General features: G+C 65.0%; 14 protein-coding genes. 7 read left to right on the top strand and 7 right to left on the bottom strand.

Going from position 1 to position 20,071, the window contains the following annotated elements; all coding sequences use genetic code 11:
- The first annotated feature begins 67 nt into the window (after nt 1–67).
- The 3 genes from QY049_RS08585 to QY049_RS08575 are packed head-to-tail and all read left to right on the top strand — an operon-like array spanning nt 68 to nt 5,791.
- Entirely contained in the window at nt 68–856 is a 789-nt protein-coding gene (locus QY049_RS08585) for an ImuA family protein (RefSeq protein WP_258762455.1), read from the top strand.
- A complete protein-coding gene (locus QY049_RS08580) occupies nt 753–2,345 on the top strand; it encodes a DNA polymerase Y family protein (RefSeq protein WP_258762454.1) in 1,593 nt (530 codons plus the stop codon). The genes QY049_RS08585 and QY049_RS08580 overlap by 104 nt, the downstream gene beginning before the upstream one ends.
- Entirely contained in the window at nt 2,342–5,791 is a 3,450-nt protein-coding gene (locus tag QY049_RS08575; RefSeq protein ID WP_258762453.1) for an error-prone DNA polymerase, read from the top strand. The genes QY049_RS08580 and QY049_RS08575 overlap by 4 nt, the downstream gene beginning before the upstream one ends.
- 179 nt (nt 5,792–5,970) lie before the next feature.
- Here QY049_RS08575 and QY049_RS08570 read toward each other — a convergent pair whose 3' ends face one another.
- Nucleotides 5,971–6,741, bottom strand: coding sequence for an SDR family NAD(P)-dependent oxidoreductase (locus QY049_RS08570; protein ID WP_301269243.1), 771 nt, complete (start codon nt 6,739–6,741; stop codon nt 5,971–5,973).
- Between the two features lie 67 nt (nt 6,742–6,808).
- Entirely contained in the window at nt 6,809–7,096 is a 288-nt protein-coding gene (locus QY049_RS08565) for a hypothetical protein (protein ID WP_092229821.1), read from the bottom strand.
- A 59-nt stretch (nt 7,097–7,155) separates the two neighbouring features.
- Between QY049_RS08565 and QY049_RS08560 the strand changes: the two genes are divergently transcribed.
- The 3 genes from QY049_RS08560 (at nt 7,156) to QY049_RS08550 (ending at nt 13,111) form a co-directional block, all read left to right on the top strand.
- A complete protein-coding gene (locus QY049_RS08560) occupies nt 7,156–8,571 on the top strand; it encodes a CoA transferase (protein ID WP_258762452.1) in 1,416 nt (471 codons plus the stop codon).
- A gap of 145 nt (nt 8,572–8,716) precedes the next feature.
- Entirely contained in the window at nt 8,717–9,961 is a 1,245-nt protein-coding gene (locus tag QY049_RS08555; protein WP_258762451.1) for an efflux RND transporter periplasmic adaptor subunit, read from the top strand.
- 33 nt (nt 9,962–9,994) lie between these two features.
- On the top strand, nt 9,995–13,111 hold the full coding sequence (locus QY049_RS08550; RefSeq protein ID WP_258762450.1) for an efflux RND transporter permease subunit: 3,117 nt from the start codon (nt 9,995–9,997) through the stop codon (nt 13,109–13,111).
- An 8-nt stretch (nt 13,112–13,119) separates the two neighbouring features.
- Here QY049_RS08550 and QY049_RS08545 read toward each other — a convergent pair whose 3' ends face one another.
- The 3 genes from QY049_RS08545 to QY049_RS08535 are packed head-to-tail and all read right to left on the bottom strand — an operon-like array spanning nt 13,120 to nt 16,051.
- Nucleotides 13,120–14,031, bottom strand: coding sequence for an amidohydrolase (locus tag QY049_RS08545; RefSeq protein WP_258762449.1), 912 nt, complete (start codon nt 14,029–14,031; stop codon nt 13,120–13,122).
- Nucleotides 14,032–14,071: 40 nt separating this feature from the next.
- Nucleotides 14,072–14,629 (bottom strand): hypothetical protein, encoded by a 558-nt coding sequence (locus tag QY049_RS08540; protein WP_258762448.1) that lies wholly within the window; start codon nt 14,627–14,629, stop codon nt 14,072–14,074.
- Nucleotides 14,630–14,653: 24 nt separating this feature from the next.
- Nucleotides 14,654–16,051, bottom strand: a complete 1,398-nt coding sequence (locus QY049_RS08535) for a TolC family outer membrane protein (RefSeq protein ID WP_194476842.1) — start codon at nt 16,049–16,051, stop codon at nt 14,654–14,656.
- Nucleotides 16,052–16,310: 259 nt separating this feature from the next.
- Between QY049_RS08535 and QY049_RS08530 the strand changes: the two genes are divergently transcribed.
- Nucleotides 16,311–18,170, top strand: a complete 1,860-nt coding sequence (locus QY049_RS08530) for an acetyl-CoA hydrolase/transferase C-terminal domain-containing protein (protein WP_258767008.1) — start codon at nt 16,311–16,313, stop codon at nt 18,168–18,170.
- A 160-nt stretch (nt 18,171–18,330) separates the two neighbouring features.
- On the opposite strand, the gene QY049_RS08525 is transcribed toward QY049_RS08530, so the two are convergent.
- Nucleotides 18,331–19,110 carry an enoyl-CoA hydratase gene (locus tag QY049_RS08525; RefSeq protein ID WP_194476841.1) on the bottom strand — a complete coding sequence of 260 codons (780 nt, stop codon included), beginning with the start codon at nt 19,108–19,110 and terminating at the stop codon, nt 18,331–18,333.
- Between the two features lie 110 nt (nt 19,111–19,220).
- Entirely contained in the window at nt 19,221–19,892 is a 672-nt protein-coding gene (locus tag QY049_RS08520; protein ID WP_194476840.1) for a hypothetical protein, read from the bottom strand.
- Between the last annotated feature and the right edge of the window lie 179 nt (nt 19,893–20,071).

Genomic DNA, 20,071 nt, shown 5'->3' with positions numbered 1-20,071 from the left:
CAAATGAGCCAGCCGCTGGTTCTCTTTTTGAGAGTCATCGGCAATCACCTCTGAAGGAGCGGCGAGCATGAGCGGCGCACGCAGAAGCGCGCTTGCGACCTTGCGCAGCCAGATCGAACGGATCGAGACGGCGGAGGTCGTGCATCATCAGGACCGTGTCGTGCTCGGTCACGGCGAAGTCGATCGCGCCTTGAAAGGTGGGCTCGCGCGTGCGGCAATCCACGAGGTGTTTTGCGAAGGGCGCCAGGGCGCGGCCGCGACCGGTTTTGTCACCGGGCTTGCGGGCCGCGTCACGGCGCAGCGGCCGCTGCTGTGGGTGCGGCAGGATTTCTCGGGACTTGAAACCGGCGCGCTGTCGATGAGCGGGCTCGCCGAGCTCGGCCTCGATCCGCGCCGTATCGTAATGGTGCGTGCCGCCGACGTGGAGAGTGCACTGCGCACCTCGGCCGATGCGCTCGCCTGCGATGCGCTGGGTGCCGTCGTGCTCGAGCTCTGGGGCGAGACCAGGCAGTTCGATCTGGTGGCGAGCCGCAAGCTGACGCTGGCCGCGCAGGGTTCCGGCGTCACCGGTCTGTTGCTGCGGATGGCGGCGCAACCTTTGCCCTCGACCGCGGAGACGCGGTGGATGCTGCGCGCGGCGCATTCGCCGCCGGGGCCAGCCTGGAGTGCCTGGGGCGCGCCGCGCTTCGATGTCGAGCTGCTGCGTAATCGTCACGGCCCGTGTGGCCGGTGGATCATGGAATGGAAGTGTGATGAGTGCCAGTTCAGTGAACCGTCGACGTATTCTCAGCCTGTGGCTGCCGCGCCTGCCCATCGACCGGATCCAGCGGTTCTTCAACAGCGCCGGGCTGGGTAAGGCCAATGATCCCAGCATCGTCGTCATCAAGAACAACAACGCGCTGGTGATCCATGCGTTGGACGAGGCCGCCGAGCGGCTCGGACTTTACATCGGCCAGCCGCTCGCCAATGCGCGGGCGGTGTGTCCGGATTTAAAAGTGTTCGACGCCGATGTCGTGGCCGACGCGAAAACGCTGAGCGATATCGCCGATTGGTGCGATCGCTTCACCCCGCTGGTGGCGTTCGATGCGCCGCATGGATTGTTCCTGGACATCACCGGCTGCGCGCATTTGTTCGGCGGCGAGGCTGCACTGTTGCAGACACTGGTCCGCGCGCTCGACCGTCAGGGCTTTGCCGTCAGCGCGGCGATTGCCGGCACTTCGGTCTGCGCGCGCACGCTGACGCGACAGGCCACGGGCAGCATCGTCGCCGATGGCGGCGAGGCGGCGGCGATCGACCGGTTTCCGGTGTCCGCGCTCGGTGCGGACGAGACCATCACCACCGGCCTGCGCCGCGCCGGCCTGAAGACCATCGGCGATGTCGCATCGCGCAGCGCCTCCGAAATCACGGCGCGGTTCGGCGCGCGGTTCTCCACGCTGCTCGCGCATGCGCTGGGACAGGGCGATGCGCCGATCAGCCCGCGCAAGCCGCTGCCCGATTACATCGTGGAGAAGCGCTTTGCCGAGCCGATCGCGACCGACACCATGATCGCGATGACGCTGTCGCGACTGGCTGATACGTTGATCGCCTCCATGGAGAAGCAGGGCAAGGGCGCGCGCCGGCTGGAGGCCGCGTTCTTCCGCACCGACGGCGTGGTGCGCGCGATCATGGTCGAGACTGGACGTCCGGTGACGCGGAGCGCCGTGATCGACCGGCTGTTCCGCGAGCGGCTCGATGCGCTCGCCGATCCGCTCGATCCCGGTTTCGGCTTCGACATGGTGCGCTTGTCGGCGAGCCGAACCGAGGTCGTGGTGCAGGAGCAGCGCGATCTCGACGCCCATGTTCACGACAATGACGAACTCGCCGCACTGATCGACCGCATTGCCGCACGGATCGGAGGAAAGCGCGTCGTCGTGCATCTACCTGAGGATACCCATGTCCCCGAGCAGGCGGTGCTGGCCGCGCCGGCGCAGCATCATCTCGCCGTCGCCATGGAGGCCCAGTGGCCTGCTCGTGCCGAAGGTGAACCGCCGCTGCGTCCCCTCAGGCTGTTCGATAAGCCGGAGCCGGTCACCGTGCCGTTCGCGACCGTGCCTGACGGGCCGCCGCATCAATTCACCTGGCGCCGCGCGAAACATGCGGTGGTGCGGGTAGAAGGGCCCGAGCGCATCGCCATGGAATGGTGGCGGCAGGACGGCAAGCAGCTGACGCGGGATTATTTCCGCATCGAGGATGCCGAAGGCCTGCGCTTCTGGATCTTTCGGGACGGTCTTTACGAGGGAGAGGTGTTCGATGCCGACGGCAAGCCCGCGCCACCCAACTGGTATGTCCACGGTCTCTTCGCATGAACGCGCCTGCTTATGCCGAGATCGGCATCACCACGAATTTCTCCTTTTTGCGCGGCGGCTCGGATCCGCGCGCCTATGTGCATCAGGCCAGCAAGCTCGGCATTCCCGTGATCGGCATCGCCGATCGCAACACGCTCGCCGGCGTGGTGCGGGCCTGGAAGGAGCTCGACAATGACAAGGTGCTGCACAAGCCAAAGCTGCTGATCGGCGCGCGCATCGTCTTCATCGACGGCACGCCCGACATTTTCGTCTATCCGCGCGATCGCACCGCCTATGGCCGGCTGTGCCAGCTTCTGACCCGGGGCAAGCGCGGCGACGACATCACGCGGATCGAGAAGGGCGAATGCCATCTCGGCTTTGCCGATCTGCTGGAGTTCGTGGAAGGCCAGCTCCTGGTCCTGACGCTGCCGCACCGGTTCGATGACGCGCAAGCGTTGGATATTCTTGGAAAGCTCAAAGCAAGCCGCGCCGAGGGCGTGTGGCTGGCAGCAAGCCTGATCTATCGTGGCGATGACCGCCGCCGCCTGGCACGGCTCGACGATCTCGCCGCAACAGCAAGAGTGCCGCTGCTCGCGACCAACGAGGTGCTCTATCACCACCCCGGCCGCCGTCCTTTGCAGGACGTGCTGACCTGCATTCGCGAAAAGACCACGATCGAGGCGATCGGACGCAAGCTGGAAGCCAATGCCGAGCGCTTTCTGAAGACGCCCCGCGAAATGGCGCGGCTGTTCCGGGATTTCCCTGATGCGATCACAGAGACCATGCGCTTTGCGGGCGGGATCGGCTTCTCGCTCGATCAACTCAAGTACCAGTATCCTGACGAGCCGGTTCCGCCGGGCAAGAGCGCGCAGGGGCATCTGGAGGACCTGACCTGGGCCGGCGTCGACAAATATTTCGGCGGTGACATCGATGACAAGCTGCGCGCCACGCTGAAGAAGGAGCTCGCGCTGATATCAGAGCTGAAATACGCACACTACTTTCTCACTGTGCACGACATCGTCCACTACGCCCGCAGCCAGAACATTTTGTGCCAGGGACGGGGATCGGCGGCGAATTCGGCCGTGTGCTACGTGCTCGGCATCACCTCGGTCGACCCGACCAAGGTCGATCTGCTGTTCGAGCGCTTCATCTCCAAGGAGCGGCTGGAGCCGCCCGACATCGATGTCGATTTCGAGCATTCGCGGCGCGAAGAGGTGATGCAATATGTCTATCGTCGCTACGGCCGCCACAGGGCTGCGATCATCGCCACGGTTATCCATTATCGTCCGCGCAGCGCCATCCGCGATGTCGGCAAGGCGCTCGGCCTGACCGAGGACGTCACCGCGGCGCTCGCCGATACCGTCTGGGGTAGTTGGGGCAAGGGTCTCAACGACATGCAGGTCCGGCAGGCCGGGCTCGATCCCCAGAATCCCATGATCAACCTTGCGGTCGAGCTTGCGACCGAGCTGATCGAATTCCCGCGCCATCTCTCCCAGCATGTCGGCGGCTATGTGCTGACGCAGGATCGGCTCGACACCTATGTGCCGATCGGCAACGCCGCGATGGACGACCGCACCTTCATCGAATGGGACAAGGACGACGTCGACGCGCTCAGCATGATGAAGGTCGACGTGCTCGCGCTGGGCATGCTGACCTGCATCAGGAAATGTTTCGATCTGATCGACCATCACAAGGGCGAGCGTTGGGTTCTGGCGACCGTCCCGCAGGATGATCCCAGGGTTTACGATATGTTGTGTGCCGGCGAGTCGCTCGGGGTCTTCCAGGTCGAGAGCCGCGCCCAGATGAACATGCTGCCGCGCCTGAAGCCGCGGACCTTCTACGATCTCGTCATCGAAGTCGCGATCGTGCGGCCGGGGCCGATCCAGGGCGACATGGTGCATCCTTACTTGAGGCGGCGGAACAATCTGGAGAAGGTGACCTATCCCTCGCCATCGCCCGAGCACGGTCCCGCGGACGAGCTCTACAAGGTGCTGCACAAGACCAAGGGCGTGCCCCTGTTTCAGGAACAGGCAATGCGCATCGCGATCGAGGCGGCAAAATTCACCCCCGAGGAAGCCAACGGCCTGCGCCGTTCGATGGCGACTTTCCGCAATGTCGGCACCATCGGCCAATACGAGGAGAAGCTGATCGGCAACATGGTCGCGCGCGGCTATGATGCCAACTTCGCCAGAAGCTGCTTTGACCAGATCAAGGGCTTTGGCTCCTATGGTTTTCCGGAGAGCCATGCTGCGAGTTTTGCCCAGCTCGTCTACATCTCGTCATGGCTGAAATATCATCACCCCGACGCCTTCTGCTGTGGCCTGTTGAACTCCCAGCCGATGGGTTTTTACGCCCCGGCGCAGATCGTCGGCGATGCCCGCAAGAACGGCGTCGAGGTGCGCGAAATCGACGTGTCCTACAGCTTCGCGCAGAACACGCTGGAGAACACGGACGGCAGATATTGTGCCGTTCGCCTGGGCTTCCGTCAGATCGACGGTTTTCATTGGCTCGATGAGGATGAAGAGAGGCTGAAGCAAATTCAGTCGTCATTCCGGGGCGCGCCGACAGGCGCGAGCCCGGAATCCATACTCCCGATGGTGGTTATGGATTCCGGGCTCGACGCTGGCGCGTCGCCCCGGAATGACAAAAAAGAAGACTGGGCCGACCGTATCATCGCCGCTCGCGACCGCCGCCCCTTCACCTCGCTCGAAGACTTCGCCCGCGACACCGGCCTGCCCAAGCGCGCGCTGATCCTGCTGGCGGATGCGGATGCCTTCCGCTCGCTCGGGCTGGATCGCCGCGAGGCGCTGTGGCAGGTGCGGCGGCTGCCCGACGACGTCGCGCTGCCGCTGTTTGAAGCAGCCACCGCCCGCGAGCAACCGGACGAACACGCGCAGCCGTTGCCAATGATGCCGCGTCCCGAACAGGTCGTCGCCGACTACCAGACCATCCGTCTGTCACTCAAAGGCCATCCGATGGAATTCCTGCGCGAGATGTTTTCGCGCGAGCGGATCGTCGCCTGCAAGGAGATCAGCCACGAGAACGAACGGCGCCGCGTCCGCTGCGCCGGCGTGGTGCTGGTGCGGCAGCGGCCGGGCAGCGCCAGCGGCGTCGTGTTCATGACGCTGGAAGACGAGACCGGCATTGCCAATGTCGTGGTGTGGCCCAAGGTCATGGAGCAGTATCGGAAAGAGGTGATGGGCGCGCGCCTCATCGAGGTTCAAGGCTATATCCAGAGCAGCCCCGAGAAGGTGACGCATCTGATCGCGCAGCGCATGATCGACCGTTCGCACGATCTGGTTGGCCTTGCCAATGATGTTCTGAGCCGCAAGCCTCCGGTGCCGGCAGGCGCCACGGTCGTCGAGCCGCTCAATGACGATCGTCGCGACCACGCGGATATGCCGGCGCAAAAAATTCGCCATCCCCGCAACGTCCGCATACTGCCGCCGTCGCGGGATTTCCATTGAGGCTTGATCCATGCGCGCCAAGTCTCTCCCCGTCACCCTGACGTGGCCGCTCCTTCAGCGGCCCTCGAAGGCGACGGCCCGACTGCCAGCTTGGCTGCTCATCCTTCGAGGCTCGGCTTGCGATGCATGCGCATCGCAAACCTCGCACTTCAGGATGACGGAACAGGCAGGAGCACGCGCTAGAAATTCACCCGGTTCGAGATCGCACCATCCACGACGAGATTGGCGCCGGTCGTGAACGACGATGCCGGGCTCGCCAGAAACACCGCGGCGTTCGCGATCTCCTGTGGCGTTGCCATGCGTCCCGTCGGATTGCGCTTCATCGCGTCGTTGTAGCGCTCAGGCATATTCTGCTCGATCATGTTCCAGACGCCGCCCTTGAAATAGACGGTGCCGGGCGACACGACATTCACGCGGATCTTCTTCTTCGCATATTGCCGCGCCAGGCCCTTGGCCATGTGGATCAGCGCCGCCTTGATCGGGCCGTAGGAACTGGCGAGATCGGCCTGTGCCGCCGCGATCGAGGAGATGATGATGAAGGCGGCATCGCCGTTCTTTTCGCCGCTGGCCTCGAGGAAGGGCCGCGCCGCGTCGAACGCATGCACGGCCCCGAGCACGTCGAGCCGGAAGTTCTGTTCCCACGATGCCGGATCATGGCCTTGCGCCATCGCGCCGGCGTTGGCGAAAACCAGGTCTACTCCTCCTAATTCCTTCGCAGTGCCCTCGACCCACGCCTTCAGAGCAGCGCCGTCGGTGACGTCGACCGTGCCGCCGGTGGCGCGGATGCCGCTCGCCTTGAGTTCAGCAACGGTGGCCGCAACTTGCTCCGCGTTACGCGCGCACACCGCGACATTGCTGCCTTCACCGGCCAGCGTTGCTGCGATTGCCCGCCCGATGCCGCGGGTGCCGCCGAGCACGATGGCGTTCTTGCCTTTGAGACCGAGATCCATTGTTTGGGTTTTCCTTTTTGTTGGTCGTACGGAGTGTAGCCGCGGAGGCGGAGAAAGTCCTCCCCCTCTATTCCGGCGAGGCCCCCACAGGCGGGCCGCCGGGTGGGCGATGCAGGAAGGTCAGCGATGCATAGGCGCCGACCCAGGAGCCGATGGCCGCGAATGCGACATAGAAAGCGTTTTCGGTGTAGCTGATCACGGCGTAGGAGGAGAGCAGGTACCAGATCGCACTCCAGCTCGCGGCCGGTACGCGCTTGCGTGCGACCACGGCCGACGTAAACATCACGTAGACTGCGTCGGTTGCCGCCGTTGCGACGAACACGGCGCCTGCGGTGAGGGGATCGATGGCGGCCATTGCAATCCTTTCCGTGCTCATGGGATGGTCGCAAGAAAACCTAGGGGAGAGAGGCTACGATGCAAAGCCCTATCGGCGTTCTCAGCGATATCTGGACCTCCGCCGGCGGCGATAAGGCCGCGCTCGAGCGTGTGCACCTGACCGGCGAGGAGCCGCAGATCCCGTCCTCGTTCCGTGTCGCCGTCGCTGGGCAAACGACAATCGCCGCGGCAGCTCTTGCCGCCGCCGAGATCTGGCGGCTGCGCGGCGGCGAGGCGCAGGGCGTGAGCGTCGACATGCGCCATGCCGTCGTCGAATGCCGCTCCGAGCGTTATCTGCGTCTCGACGACAAGCCGCCGCCGCCGGCCTGGGACGCCATCGCCGGCGTCTACAAGACCGGCGACGACCGCTTCGTCCGCTGCCACACCAATTTCCCGCATCACCGCGACGCTGTCTGCAAGGTGCTTGGCTGCGTGCCCGAGCGCGACAAGGTGCAGGCCGCTCTGATGCAATGGAAGGGCGCGGATTTCGAAACGGCAGCCTATGCCGCAGGCGGCGTCGTTGCGTTGATGCGCTCCTACGACGAATGGTCCGCGCTGCCGCAGGCGTGTGCGCTCGCGGAGCTCCCGCTGATCTCGATCGACAGGATCGGCGATGCCCCGCCGAAGCCATGGCCTAAAAAATCATGGCCGAAAGGCGATCGGCCGCTCGCAGGTCTGCGCGTGCTCGATCTCTCCCGCGTCATTGCCGGTCCCGTCGCCGGCCGCACGCTCGCGGCGCACGGCGCCGATGTGCTGCTCGTTTCGGGGCCGACACTGCCGGCCATTCCCTGGCTCACCATCGACACAGGCCGCGGCAAGCTCACAACCTTCATCGAGCTGAAGAGCGAGGCAGGCAAGGCGCAGATGCGCGCGCTGTTGAAAGATGCAGACATCTTCTCGCAGGGCTATCGCCCGCGCGCGCTCGCGGCCCTCGGCTTCTCGCCGGAGCACGCCGCGGAGATCAATCCCGGCATCGTCTATGTCACGCTGTCGGCTTACGGCCATGGCGGTCCCTGGGCCGAGCGTCGCGGCTTCGATTCGCTGGTGCAGACCACGACCGGCTTCAACGACGCGGAAGGGAAGGCTGTCGGCGTCGATGGTCCCAAGGAATTGCCGGCACAGATTCTCGACCACGCCACCGGCTATCTCATGGCGTTCGGCGCGATGATGGCGAAGGCGCGTCAGGCTCGCGAAGGCGGTAGCTGGCACGTGCGCGTGTCGCTGGCGCAGACCGGACGCTGGCTTTGGAATCTCGGCCGGCTTGCGGATGGCCTGAACACCCCGGATCTTACGGGCGAGGCCGTACATGCTGCGTTCATGGAAACGATGTCATCTGGCTTCGGAACGTTGAAGGCGGTGCGCCATTCGGCTGTGCTGTCGAGAACACCGGCGCAATGGAGCCGTCCGGCGATGCCGCTCGGCAGTCATTCGCCGCAATGGCCGGCGCAAAGCTGACGTGAAGCTGACATGCCGCAAAATTTTAACGCAAACCGAAGGGTGCGCGGCGTTTTTTAGGTTGTTTGAAATCCCAAATCGGCACTATTAGCGCGACCGATGAGGCAGTCGTCTGCCGAGATCGTCGCAGACACGACCGGGCTCCATGGTAGTTGAAAACACCAAGCGATCGCAGGCGCTTACGAAACGGCGGGTGATCACATCCGTAGTCTTGCTGGCGCTCGCCGGGGCCGGCGCCTACGGCTTCATGTTTGCCGGCACCAAGGAGAAGAAGAACTCCGAGGTCTCAAGCCAGTCGCGCAAGAACGCCCAGAATTTCACGCCGACGCCATCAGAATGGGCGACGCTGACGATCGAGCCGGTCAATGCCAAGACCTTCCGCGCCGAGTATGTCACCGAAGGCAAGGTCGCCGTCGACGAGGACCGTTCGACGCCGGTGTTCTCGCCCTATGCGGGCCGGGTGACCAAGCTGCTCGCCAAGCCGGGCGAGAGCGTGACCCAGGGTCAACCGCTGTTCACAATCGAAGCCGCCGATACCGTGCAGGCCCAGAATGATTTCATCGCGGCGATGACGTCGCAGAACAAGGCGAAGTCGGCGCTCGAACTTGCCGACATCCAGTACCGGCGCGCCAAGGATCTCTACGAAGGCCGCGCCATTCCGCTCAAGGATTTCCAGCAGGCGGAAGCGACCCAGGTCCAGGCGCAGAACGACATGCGTTCCTCGGTGACGGCGCTGGAAGCCGCTAACAACAAACTGCGCATCCTCGGTTTTACCGACGAGACGATCAAGGCGTTCCAGACGAAGAGCACCATCAATCCGGAAATCACGATCTATGCGCCGATCTCGGGCACGGTCGTGCAACGCAAGATCGGCCCCGGGCAATATGTCAACACCGGCGCCAGCGATCCGGTCTTCGTGATCGGCGATCTCTCCACGGTCTGGCTCACCGCTTTCGTGCGTGAGAGCGACGCCGCCTCCGTCAGTGTCGGGCAGGATATCGCCGTCAACGTGATGGCGCTGCCGGGCCATCCGCTGGCCGCCAAGATCAACTATGTCGCCGCTGCGATCGATCCCAACACCCGCCGCCTGCTGGTGCGAGCAACCATCGACAACAAGGACGGCCTGCTCAAGCCGGAAATGTTCGCCAACGTCACGATCTATTCGACCGGCGACCGCGCCGCGCCCGCGGTGCCGAAGCAGGCGCTGATCTATGAAGGCGACCAGGTCCGCATCTGGGTCGCGCGTGACGACAAGTCGGTCGAGCTCCGCCAGATCAAGATCGGCCTCATCAATGGCAAACTCGTCGAGGTCACCAGCAACCTGAGGCCCGGCGAACGGATCGTCGTCAAAGGCAGCCTGTTCATCGACCGCGCGGCGTCCGGCAGCTGATCGACGAGCCCCAAGAAACTGCGAAAAACCTGAATGGACCGTCTCGTCGCCCTTGCCGTCAACCGGCGCTTCCTGATGGTCGGCATGTTCGTTGCCGTGTTCATCGGCGGCCTGATCGCGTTCAACCAGCTCAATATCGAGGCCTATCCCGATCCGACCCCGCCGATGGTCGATATCGTCACGCAGAGCCCCGGCCTGTCGGCGGAAGAGATCGAGCGCTACATCACGATTCCGATCGAGACCCAGGTCGCTGGCCTGAAGAACCTGACGACGATCCGCACCATCTCGCTCTACGGCCTCTCCGACGTCAAACTCCAGTTCTCCTTCGCCTACACTTATGACGAGGCGTTGCAGCAGGTCTTGAATCGCCTCGCGCAGCTGGCGCCGCTGCCGGGCAACGTGCAGCCGCAAATCTCGCCCCTGAGCCCGATCGGTGAAATCTTCCGCTACCGCCTGGTCGGTCCGCCGAACTACAGCGTGCTCGACCTCAAGACCATCCAGGACTGGATCCTCCAGCGCCGCTTCCGCGCCGTGCCCGGCGTGATCGACGTCACCGGCTGGGGCGGCAAGAGCAAGACCTACGAGCTCCAGGTCGACAACAACAAGCTGGTCGCCAACGGCTTGACGCTGCCGCAGTTGCTGCAGGCCGTCAGCAATTCGAACGTCAATGTCGGCGGCAACACCGTCAATATTGGCCAGCAGTCGGCCGTGGTGCGCGGCGTCGGCCTGATCAAGTCGATCGACGATCTTGCCAACACCATGGTTGCGCAGACCAACGGCAATCCGGTGCTGGTGAAGGACGTCGCCACCGTCACCGTCGGCCAGAAGCCGCGTCTCGGCATCGCCGGTCTCGACGATTCCGACGACATCGTGCAGGGCATCGTGCTGATGCGCCGCGGCGAGCAGAGCACGCCGACCATCAATCGCGTCGAGCAGCTCGTCGCCCAGATCAACGGCTCGACGATCCTGCCGCCGGGCGTGCGGATCGAGCGCATCTACGACCGCAAGGACCTGATCGACCTTACCACGCACACCGTGTTGCACAACATGGTGGTCGGCATCCTGCTGATCGTGCTGCTGCAATGGATCTTCCTCGGCGATCTCCGCAGCGCGCTGATCGTCGGCGCCACGATTCCGTTCGCGCTGTTCTTCGCTGTGATCATCCTGGTGCTGCGCGGGGAATCGGCCAACCTGCTCTCGGTCGGCGCCATCGATTTCGGCCTGATCGTGGACGCGACCGTCATCATGGTGGAGGCGATCTTCCGCCGCCTGACCCAGACCACGCCGACGTCGGAATCCGAGCAGATGTCGCCCGAGACGCTGTTCGGCATGAAGAGCCACGCCATCCTCAGCGCCGCGGCCGACGTCTCGCGTTCGATCTTCTTTGCCGCCGCGATCATCATTGCGGCCTTCCTGCCGCTGTTCACGCTGTCAGGCGTCGAGGGCAACATCTTCGGGCCGATGGCGCGCACCTATGCCTACGCGCTTGCCGGCGGCCTGCTTGCGACCTTTACCGTCACGCCGGCGTTGTCCGCGATCATCCTGCCCGCCCATGTCGAGGAGACCGAGACCCGCGTGATGCAGGTCCTGCACCGGCTCTACATGCCGGTGCTGAACTGGGCCGTCGCCAACCGCGCCATCGTACTCGGCGGCGCGGTCGGGCTCGTGGTGATGACGATCGTGTTCGGCCGGCTGCTCGGCCTCGAATTCCTGCCCAAGCTCGAAGAGGGCAATCTCTGGATTCGCGCCACGCTGCCGCCGACCATCTCGCTCCAGGAAGGCAACTCCTACGTCAACGAGATGCGGAAGCTGATCCGCGCCCGGCCCGAGGTCGAGTCCGTGGTGTCGCAGCATGGCCGTCCTGACGACGGCACCGACGCTGCCGGCTTCTTCAACGCCGAGTTCTTCGCGCCGTTGAAGCCCGCGAGCACGTGGCCGGGTACGCATGACAAGGAGGAGCTGACCGCGGAGCTGCTCAAGCAGCTCGACGACCGCTTCCCCGGCGTCGAGTTCAACTTCTCGCAATATCTCCAGGACAACGTCTCCGAAGCCGTCTCCGGCGTGAAGGGCGAGAACTCGATCAAGCTGTTCGGCAGCGATCTTCAGGCGCTGACGGACACCGCCAACAAGATCAAGTCGGTGCTGTCGACGGTGCAGGGCGTTACGGACCTTGCGGTCTTCACCTCGCTCGGGCAGCCGACCGTGCAGATCGACATCGATCGCGCCAAGGCCGCGCGCTACGGGCTCTCTCCCGGCGACATCAACGCCACCATCAAGGTCGCGATCGGTGGCGACACCGCCGGCGACCTCTACGAGCCGGGGTCCGACCGCCACTTCCCGATCATCGTGCGCCTGGCGCCGGAGTACCGCCGCAGCGCCGAGGCGATCCAGAACATCCGGATCGGCGCGCCCGGGCCGAACGGCTCGATCACCCAGATTCCCCTGAGCGAAGTTGCCACGATCAGCCTCGTCTCCGGCGCCGCCTACATCTACCGCGAGCAGCAGGAACGCTATCTGCCGATCAAGTTCTCGGTGCGCGAGCGCGATCTCGGCAGCGCCATCCGCGAGGCGCAGCAGAAGATCGCCGAACAGGTCCAGCTGCCGCCCGGTTCGCACATGGAATGGGTCGGCGAGTTCGGCAATCTCCAGGACGCGATCCGGCGGCTGTCGATCGTGGTCCCGATCTCGCTGGCGCTGATCGGCATCCTGCTCTGGTTCAATTTCGGCTCGATGACCGACACGCTGCTCGCCATGAGCGTGATCCCGATGGCGATCTTCGGCGGCGTGCTGGGTCTGTTGATGTCCGGCACCGCCTTCAGCGTTTCGGCGGCGATCGGCTTCATCGCGCTGTTCGGCATCGCCGTGATGGACGGCATCATCATCCTCTCGCAGTTCAACCAGTTGATCGAAGAGGGCATGGACCGCATGAGCGCGGTGGTTCGCACCGGCGAGTTGCAGCTCCGGCCCGTGCTGATGACATGCGTGGTCGCCGGCGTCGGCCTCTTGCCGGCCGCGCTGTCGGAAGGCATCGGCTCGCAGGTGCAGAAGCCGCTCGCGGTCGTCGTGGTGACCGGCATGATGCTTGCGCCGGTCGTGATTCTGGTGACGCTGCCGGTGCTGATCTCCTTCTTCTCCCGCCGCGCGCGCTGACGCCGATCTTAAAATCCGTAGAGCCGGGCCGGATTGTCGACCAGGATTTTCCTGCGGATGTCATCATCCTGTGACCACACCGGAAGCTGGTTCAGCAGCCGGCCGTCGTCGATCTGGTGAAATGGTGCGGGATCGGTAGCCTTGCGGCCCGCGACTTGCGCCGAATCCGGGTGCGGCCAGTCGGTACCCCAGACGATACGATCCGGGTTTGCGGCGATCAGCGCACGCGCATAGGGCACCATGTCCTGATAGTCGGGCGCGAGGTTCGACGAGCGATAGGCGCCGGAGATCTTCACATGGGCCTTGCCTGACTTGACCAGCGCGACGAGGTCGGAAAACCCGGGCTGCTCGAGCCCGAGAGCGGCCTCGAGCCCGCCGAAATGATCGAACACGACGGGCACCGGTGAAGCCAGCACGAGACCCCTGATGGCCGAGATCATCGCCGGCGTGGTGTAGAGCTGCACGTGCCAGCCGCGCGCTGACATGCGTTCGACGGCGGCGGCAAAGCGGGCGCGGCCGACATCGGGATCGTTGACACCGTCGGTCGCAAGATTGATGCGGATGCCCCGAAAGCCGTCCGCATGCATTGCATCGAGCTGGGCCTCGGTGGTCTTGTCGTCGATCACGGCTACGCCGCGCGCGGTTGCGCCGCGGGCCTTCATGCCGAACAGGCTCGAGGAATTGTCGGTGCCGTAGACGCTCGGCGTGACGATCACCACGCGCTCGACGTGCAGCGCCTCGTGCAGCGCCGCCATTTCGTCGGGGCTTGCCGGTCCCGGCGTGTAGACGCGCCCCGCGAAGAACGGAAAGTCTTCGACGTCGCCATGGATGTGGGTGTGACAGTCGCAGGCACCTGCCGGTACATCGAAACTGATCGGTGTCGCGGGCTGCGCTGCGCGCGCGAAAATCTTGTCGGTCATGGCGGCTCCGGCGGCGAGGAAGGCGCGGAACGATATCACATCAGCCGGGCAGTCCCGCCACGTCGGCGCATAGCTGGTCGACCAGCTCCGCAATCGGCCGTGCGCCGTCGGCGCGGACGACCGTGCAGGGCAGACCCGCCAGCCAGGCCTCGTCCTTTGCGAGGCTGCGTCCGTCGCGATCGCTGGCTTCGTAGTGCGAGGCCCATTCGACGAAGGCTTCGGTCTCCTCGTGGCGCCAGCCACCGGGAACAACGGCATCCGCACCAAAATGCGCAGCCTCGCGGGCGTATAGGCGTTGCACGCGAAGATCGCGCTGCGTCGTCACGAAGACAACAAGATCGAACAGCGGGACGATTTCGTCGCCCCAGCCGGTGACGGTTCCGCTGAGCACCCAATCGAGACGCGGCAGGAACATCTCACGCATGAGGCGCAGACGATCGGCGGCTGGGCGTGTCGTCCGATAGGGCGGAGCAGTCGGGAGCCAGAAATAGTCGTCGGTGTCGTGATGCGGCAGCGCCAACCGCCTCGCAAGAGCGCGGCCGAGCGTCGTCACGCCGGAACCCGAAGCTCCCATCAGATGGATGCGGCGGCTCTTCATTGGCGTCGACCGAAAGATTCGAAACTACTGCCCCGACGGCGTGCGCAGGCCGTGCCAGGCGTCGCGGACCTGCTGGTAGTGCACCTCGGGCAGATAGTCCGGTGTGTTCAGGTTCAAGGTCTTGACGTCGAGATGGCCGATGGCGCTGAGCAGCGTGTAGGAGGCGATGACGCGGTCGCGCAGTGCGCCGATCAGGCGGGCCTTGGCCTGGATCAGATCGGCCTGCGAGTTCAGCACGTCCACCGTCGTGCGCTGTCCGCCGGCGGCCTCGCGCTGGACGCCCTGGAGCGCGACGGTCGCCGCCTTCACCTCGGACTCCGAGGCCGAGACCGCGATCTTGGCGCCTTCGTTGGCGACCCAGGCGCTGACCGCCGCCGTGCGCGCCTGGTTGCGGATCTGGTCGAGCACCAGACGGCTCTGCGCCGTGACTTCCTTGGCCTGCCGGGTCTGCGATGCCGCCTGGCCACCGTCATAGATCGGCGCGGTGACGTTGGCGACGATCGAGGCCTGATCGGTACCGAAGGTGCCGAGCGTCTGGTCGCTGTCGCGGCTGCGGCTGACGCTGCCCTGGAGGCTGGCGCTGGGGAGCAGTGCGCCTTCGGCGACGCGGATATTGGTCGAGGCGACGTCGACGTCGAAGCCGGCTGCCATCACGGCGGGATGCTCGCGGATCGCCATGGCGATCGAATCCTCGCGGCTCTTCGGCAGATAGCGATCGACAACTTCGGCGGGACGAAGGGCGGAGGGCGAATTGCCGATCACCTGGGCGTAGGTCGCCTGGCTCACCGCAAGCGCGACTTCGGCGGCATTGAGATCGGCAAGGCCCCGATTGAGGCGCGCCTCGGCCTGGGCGGTATCGGTCGGGGTGACGTCGCCGGCGTTGAGGCGGCGCTGGGTGATGGAGAGCGTCTCGCGCAGGAAGGCGACGTTTGAGCGCTGCGCCTCGACCAGCGACTGGTTCGCCAGCACGTTGGTATAGGCGGTGACGGCGTCGAGCAGCACGCCCTGGCCAACGTTGCGCAGAGCCTCGCGACCGGACTGCACCTGGAGTTCCGCGACCCGCACGCTGTTGGCGGTGCGGAAGCCGTTGAACAGGGTCTGCGACACCGTGACCCCGATGGTCCATGGTTTCAGCGTTGCGGTCTGGATGGTGTTGTCGGGAAGCAGATTGCGCACTGCCTGCATGCCCGCGCTGAGGCTCGCCACGATCTGCGGCCGGTAGCCGGCCAGCGCCTGCGGAACGTTCTCGTCGGTGGCGCGCTGCCTTGCACGCTCGGCGTTGAGTTGCGGGTTGGTCTGGTAGGCCTTGACCAGCGCCTCCGGCAGCGCCTCTGCACAGACGGCGGCGGGCAGGGCGCAACAGAGCGCCACCGCAGTCCATGTCGCCAGGACAGGACCCACGCCCGATCGACGCCGCGTCATCACGCGGCCAGCTCTGGCGGTACGCCCAATCATGTAATCCCGCAAAACCCCGGCTGTCCGCCCCCGCCGACGGCGGTTCTCTTAACTGTTTACCCAGCGCCGGTCGCGCAGGCAAACTGCCGCGGAGCAAACCCCCATGAAATCCGTGCTTGTTGCAGGTGCGTCACACACCGATTGCGCCACGAATAGGCTATAGGGACCTGATGGTGCCTTCCAATTCCGTCGGGCGCCTTAGCCATGCGGTCCGGACCCACGGATGATGCCGAAAGTCTTCTCCGATCCCGATGCACTCGCGGAAGAAATCATTCGCGACGTCGGAACCGATCTGGTGGTCGGTCTGCCGCTTGGTCTCGGCAAGGCCAATCATGTCGTCAACGCGCTCTATGCGCGGGCCTGTGCCGATCCTGACATCAAGCTGACAATGCTGTCGGCGCTGACACTGGAGAAGCCAGCACCGAAGGCGCTCATCGAACGCCGGTTCATCACGCCGGTGATCGATCGCCTGTTCGGCGGGTATCCCGATCTGACCTACGCCGATGCGTTGCGCGAACGTCGGCTGCCGCCCAATATCGACGTGGTCGAATTTTTCTTTCTGGCCGGGCGCTGGCTGCACGTGCCTGCTGCCCAGCAGAATTACATTTCGGCCAACTATACCAATGCCGCGAGCTATCTGCTGGCGCGCGGGATGAACGTGGTGACACAATTGGTGGCGCAGCGCGTCGTCGACGGCGTGCCGCGCTACAGCCTCTCCTGCAATACCGACACGACGCTGGACGTGCTGCGCGAGCGCCGCGCCGGACGCGCGACGTTCAAGCTGATCGCGCAGGTAAATTCCGAGCTGCCGTTCATGCCAGGCGAGGGCGATCTTCCGGCCGAGGAGTTTTCCGCGGTGCTGGACAGTGCGGCGACCGACTTTCCCCTGTTCGCGCCGCCGTCGGAGCCGATCTCCGATACCAGATACGCCATCGGCCTGAATGCGGCATCGCTGGTCCGTGACGGCGGCACGCTGCAAATCGGCATCGGGCAGATCGGCGATGCGCTGGCACAGGGCCTGATCCTCCGCCAACGCCATGGAGCAGCGTTTCATGACGTCGTCACGCGGCTGTGCGAGGCGCGACCGGGCGTGGCGCAGGAAGCCGGGGCCTTCCAGGTTGGCCTCTATGGCGTCAGCGAGATGGTGACCGAGGCCTTCATCGGCCTGATCGACGCCGGCATTCTCACGCGCGCCATCGACGGCGTGGTGCTGCATGGCGCTTTCTTCCTCGGTCCAAGGTCGTTCTATCGTGTATTGCGCGAGATGCCATCAGACGAGATCGCGCGCATCCAGATGATGCCGGTGTCGTTTACGAACGAGCTCTACGGCGATGAGGATCGGAAGCGCAGCGCCCGCATCGACGCACGCTTCATCAACGTCACGATGATGGCGACGCTGCTGGGGGCGGCCGTGTCGGACGGCCTCGATGACGGGCAGGTCGTGAGCGGGGTCGGCGGGCAATACAATTTCGTAGCGCAAGCCTTCGCGCTCCAGGGCGCGCGGTCGGTCCTGACGCTGGAAGCTACGCGGCAGTCCGGCGGCGCGCTGAAATCCAACTTTCTCTGGCGCTACGGGCATGAGACCATTCCGCGCCATTTGCGCGATGTCTTCATCACCGAATACGGCGTTGCCGATCTCAGGGGAAAGTCGGACGCCGATGTGATCGCAAGCATGCTGACAATCGCGGATTCACGCTTTCAAGGCGAGTTGGCGCGGGTGGCGAAGGACGCCGGCAAGCTGCCGCGGGGCTACGAGATCCCGGCCGCTTACCGCGACAACCATCCCGAAAGGATCGCAGCCGCGCTGAAGCCCGCGCGCGAGGCCGGGCTCTTGCCGTCGTTCCCGTTCGGTTGCGATTTCACCGAGGTGGAGCAACGCCTGATTCCCGCGCTGGAGATCCTGCAAGGTGCGCAACATTCATCGCGCGCGCTGGCAGGTCTGCTGTGGCAGGGATTGATGCGGAAGCCTGATACGGCCGACGAGGCGTGCCTGGCACGCCTCGGCCTTGACCGTCCCAAAACCTGGCCGGAGCGCTTCTATCGCGCACTGGTCAACGCTGCTCTGGCAGAGAGCCGCGCCAGCTAGCTCCGCTGTCGTCCTGGCGAAGGCCAGAACCCACTGCACTTGGGAGCAGTCGTGGTGCGAAGCCGGTAACTCCGGGTCATCGCAAAAACATTGCTGCGGAGTATGGGTCCCGAATTTGCGCGCGCTTAAGGCGCGCTCGTCCGGGACGACGGAGAGGAAATCACCGGTTCTTGTTCACCGGCTTGCGCTTCTCGATGAAGGCGGCCATGCCCTCGGAGCGGTCTTCGAGCGCGAAGGTCGAGTGGAACAGATTGCGCTCGACGCTCATGCCCTCGGCCAGCGTCGTCTCGAAGGCGCGATTGACCGCTTCCTTGGCCATCGCGACCGCAGGGCGCGACATGGAGGCGATCTTCTCGGCCGCCGCCAGGGTCTCCTCCATCAGCTTGTCGGCGGGCACGATCCGGCTGACGAGGCCGCTGCGCTCGGCCTCGGCCGCATCCATCATGCGGCCGGTGAGGCAAAGATCCATCGCCTTGGACTTGCCGATCGCGCGGGTCAGGCGCTGGGTGCCGCCGATGCCGGGGATGGTGCCGAGCGTGATCTCGGGCTGGCCGAATTTGGCGGTGTCCGCCGCGATGATGAAATCGCACATCATGGCGAGCTCGCAGCCGCCGCCGAGCGCGTAGCCTGCGACCGCCGCAATGGTCGGCTTGCGGCAACGCGCGACGCGATCGCCGCCGATCGCGGCAAAGTCCTCGGAGAACATGTCGATGAAGCCCTTCGGCTGCATCTCCTTGATGTCCGCGCCGGCCGCAAAGGCCTTCTCGCTGCCGGTCAAGACGATGCAGCCGATCGCGTCATCGGCCTCGAGATCGTCGACCGCCGCGGCGATCTCGCGAAACACGCCGAAGGAAAGCGCGTTGAGCATCTTCGGCCGGTTCAGCTTGACGATGCCGACTGCGCCTTTGCTCTCGACGATGATGTGTTCGAACGTGCTCATGCTCCACCCACGCGTTTGATTGGGCGGGCAATGTGCCCGCTGGCGCGGATGCCTTCAAGGGGGCCAAGGGCCGCCGGGACGCGCGCGCAGCGCGCCCCGAAATGGGGCCTTCAAGCCATGAACATGCGTGCGGCCGAGGCCAGCGTCAGCAGCGTACCGACGCCGATGAAGATCTTGCCGATCAGGGTGCTCTGGTCCCAGGCCGAGTTCGGCTGGCTGCTCGCCATCACCGGCGCCGGACGCGGCTGCGCGTCGGTTGCGGCGACCACCGCTCTCTGCGCGGGGGGATTGTCCTGTTGCAGGGCGCGGTCGAGGTCGTTGAGCTGGTCGGGCGCGACCACCTGGTTCTCGGCATTGGGGGCGGCGTCATTGTCGGCTGCGGCCTGCACATTGTCGTTGGCGCGGCCGGTCATCGCCGAGGCCGCGGTCGCAGGGGGCGTCTCGGGGGTGAGCTGCGCGTTGGCATTGGCGACATCGGGCGACATCTGGCTCGAGGCCGGGGCGTCGGTGTTGGCCTTGTTGTCGATCTTGGCCTCGTCGACCTGCGGCTGCGCATCCGCCTTGTCGGATTTGTCGGCCTTGTCGTCGGATTTCTGCGCCGTCTTGCTGCCGGTGTGGCGGCGGGAGGCGTGGTGCCGCGACTTGGTCGGCTTGACCGCATCGGCCTGTTTGCTTGCGCTCGTGCTTGCAGCAGAACTCGGCGCCGCCTGCGCCGAGGCGCCCAACAGCAAGAACAGCCCGGCCAGAACGGCCAATGCCGCGCGCCCGCTGGCTTTCGTCATGTTCATGGTCTCCCCAATTCGCCCGTCCCGGAAGCGAACAGAGACCTTGGGCCATGACGACAGCGGGGCAAAATATGGGAATCTTCGGGCCACACCGGGCAAAACCGGGGCAAACCGGTTAGCGGCAGCGGGTGGCCGGATGCGGCAGGGCCCGATCGGTGTTATGAGCCCTGACGGAA

The sequence above is a fragment of the Bradyrhizobium sp. WYCCWR 13022 genome, from assembly GCF_030435535.1.
GTDB lineage: Bacteria > Pseudomonadota > Alphaproteobacteria > Rhizobiales > Xanthobacteraceae > Bradyrhizobium.
This window is presented reverse-complemented; position numbering and strand designations above follow the sequence as displayed.